Origin of the sequence: Colwellia sp. RSH04 (assembly GCF_003545765.1) — a bacterium.
GTDB lineage: Bacteria > Pseudomonadota > Gammaproteobacteria > Enterobacterales > Alteromonadaceae > Colwellia.
In genome coordinates this window covers 2,162-5,526 of sequence record NZ_QXIO01000025.1, presented here as the reverse complement: position 1 = coordinate 5,526, position 3,365 = coordinate 2,162, and the positions used below count along the sequence as shown (strand labels likewise).

General features: G+C 48.0%; 2 rRNA genes. Both read right to left on the bottom strand.

The window, feature by feature from the left end:
- A 5S ribosomal RNA gene (gene rrf / locus D1094_RS18170) occupies positions 1-72 on the bottom strand; the annotation flags it as partial.
- A gap of 216 nt (positions 73-288) precedes the next feature.
- Positions 289-3,173 (bottom strand): 23S ribosomal RNA (locus D1094_RS18165).
- Positions 3,174-3,365: the final 192 nt, after the last annotated feature.

The window sequence follows — 3,365 nt, the reverse complement described above, 5'->3', positions numbered from 1 at the left end:
ATCGGCGCTAACACATTTCACTTCTGAGTTCGGAATGGGATCAGGTGGTTCTATGTCGCTATTGTCGCTAAGCAAAAACGTGTTGTTAATTAAGTCTTACTTAATTAACCAATCTTGGAAAGCTTTACTCTCTCGAGTCTATAAATACTTCTCTTATTCAATCACAAAGTGCGCGATGTACATGGAATGTACAAATGTCAAACATAGCCATGGATGGCGAGTTTGACTGATGTTCTACCATCATATGTCAGTCTTCATACAATCTAAGTAAAACCACTTAGGTGTTGTATGGTTAAGCCTCACGGGCAATTAGTATCAGTTAGCTCAAGGCCTCACAACCCTTACACACCTGACCTATCAACGTTGTAGTCTCCAACGACCCTTTAGGGAGCTTAAAGCTCCAGTGAGAACTCATCTCAAAGCCTGCTTCCCGCTTAGATGCTTTCAGCGGTTATCAGTTCCGAACGTAGCTACCGGGCAATGCCATTGGCATGACAACCCGAACACCAGTGGTTCGTCCACTCCGGTCCTCTCGTACTAGGAGCAGCCCTCTTCAATTCTCAAACGCCCACGGCAGATAGGGACCGAACTGTCTCACGACGTTCTAAACCCAGCTCGCGTACCACTTTAAATGGCGAACAGCCATACCCTTGGGACCGACTTCAGCCCCAGGATGTGATGAGCCGACATCGAGGTGCCAAACACCGCCGTCGATATGAACTCTTGGGCGGTATCAGCCTGTTATCCCCGGAGTACCTTTTATCCGTTGAGCGATGGCCCTTCCATACAGAACCACCGGATCACTATGACCTACTTTCGTACCTGCTCGACGTGTCTGTCTCGCAGTTAAGCTGGCTTATGCCATTGCACTAACCGTACGATGTCCGACCGTACTTAGCCAACCTTCGTGCTCCTCCGTTACTCTTTGGGAGGAGACCGCCCCAGTCAAACTACCCACCAGACAGTGTCCCCAACCCCGATTAGGGGCCTAGGTTAGAACATCACGCATACAAGGGTGGTATTTCAAGATTGGCTCCACCGTATCTGGCGACACGGTTTCAAAGCCTCCCACCTATCCTACACATGTAGGAGCAATGTTCACTGTCAAGCTATAGTAAAGGTTCACGGGGTCTTTCCGTCTAGCCGCGGGTATACGGCATCTTAACCGCAATTTCAATTTCACTGAGTCTCGGGTGGAGACAGTGTGGCCATGATTACGCCATTCGTGCAGGTCGGAACTTACCCGACAAGGAATTTCGCTACCTTAGGACCGTTATAGTTACGGCCGCCGTTTACCGGGGCTTCGATCATGAGCTTCGCAGAGCTAACCCAATCAATTAACCTTCCGGCACCGGGCAGGCGTCACACCGTATACGTCATCTTTCGATTTTGCACAGTGCTGTGTTTTTAATAAACAGTTCCAGCCACCTGGTTACTTCGACCCTCTTCAGCTTAGGAAGTAAATTCCATCACCATAGAGGGCGTACCTTCTCCCGAAGTTACGGTACTATTTTGCCTAGTTCCTTCACCCGAGTTCTCTCAAGCGCCTTAGTATTCTCTACCTAACCACCTGTGTCGGTTTGGGGTACGGTTCCTATATATCTGAAGCTTAGAAGCTTTTCCTGGAAGTATGGCATCAACAACTTCTGCTCCGTAGAGCATCGTCTCGACTCTCAGCCTTAAGAAGACCCGGATTTACCTAAGTCTTCAGCCTACAATCTTTCACATGGATAACCAACACCATGCTTGCTTAGCCTGCTCCGTCCCTCCTTCGCAATATATAGAAGTACAGAAATATTAATCTGTTTCCCATCGACTACGCGTTTCCGCCTCGCCTTAGGGGCCGACTTACCCTGCCCTGATTAACATGGGACAGGAAACCTTGGTCTTTCGGCGGGGGAGTTTTTCACTCCCCTTATCGTTACTCATGTCAGCATTCGCACTTCTGATACCTCCAGCAAACTTCTCAATTCACCTTCAACGGCTTACAGAACGCTCCCCTACCACTCATACAAAAGTATGAATCCGCAGCTTCGGTGACTAGTTTAGCCCCGTTACATCTTCCGCGCAGACCGACTCGACTAGTGAGCTATTACGCTTTCTTTAAAGGATGGCTGCTTCTAAGCCAACCTCCTAGCTGTCTATGCCTTTCCACATCGTTTCCCACTTAACTAGTACTTTGGGACCTTAGCTGGCGGTCTGGGTTGTTTCCCTCTTCACGATGGACGTTAGCACCCACCGTGTGTCTCCCGGATATCACTCATTGGTATTCGGAGTTTGCAAAGGGTTGGTAAGTCGGGATGACCCCCTAGCCTTAACAGTGCTCTACCCCCAATGGTGTTCGTCCGAGGCTCTACCTAAATAGATTTCGGGGAGAACCAGCTATCTCCCGGCTTGATTAGCCTTTCACTCCGACCCACAAGTCATCACCGCATTTTTCAACATACGTGTGTTCGGTCCTCCAGTTGATGTTACTCAACCTTCAACCTGCCCATGGGTAGATCGCCGGGTTTCGGGTCTATACCTTGCAACTAAACGCGCAGTTAACACTCGCTTTCGCTACGGCTCCCCTAATCGGTTAACCTTGCTACAAAATATAAGTCGCTGACCCATTATACAAAAGGTACGCAGTCACCCATATAGGGCTCCCACTGCTTGTACGTATGCGGTTTCAGGTTCTATTTCACTCCCCTCACAGGGGTTCTTTTCGCCTTTCCCTCACGGTACTGGTTCACTATCGGTCAGTTAGGAGTATTTAGCCTTGGAGGATGGTCCCCCCATGTTCAGACAAAGTTTCACGTGCTCCGTCCTACTCGATTTCACGGTAAGTTCGTTTTTGTGTACGGGGCTATCACCCTGTATCGCTGTCCTTTCCAGAACATTCCACTAACTTACAAACCGCTTAAGGGCTAATTCCCGTTCGCTCGCCGCTACTAAGGAAATCTCGGTTGATTTCTTTTCCTCGGGGTACTTAGATGTTTCAGTTCTCCCGGTTCGCCTCCTTGAGCTATGTATTCACTCAAGGATAGTATCTTATGATACTGGGTTTCCCCATTCAGAAATCTGTGTCTATAACGGTTTTTATCACCTCAACACAGCTTATCGCAGATTAACACGTCTTTCATCGCCTCTAACTGCCAAGGCATCCACCACATACGCTTAGTCACTTAACCATACAACCCTAAGTAGTCTTAGACTGTTCGGTGACTAAACCGAACTAATTGTAAAGTCTGACATTTTCACGCACTTTACATTAACCTAAGTCAATGTAGGAGTGTCTTGAATAAGAGTGATAAACCATTCTACTTAAAGAAAGATTTATCGGGTTGATTAGATGTTCGAGGAGAACACCTAATCACCATCAT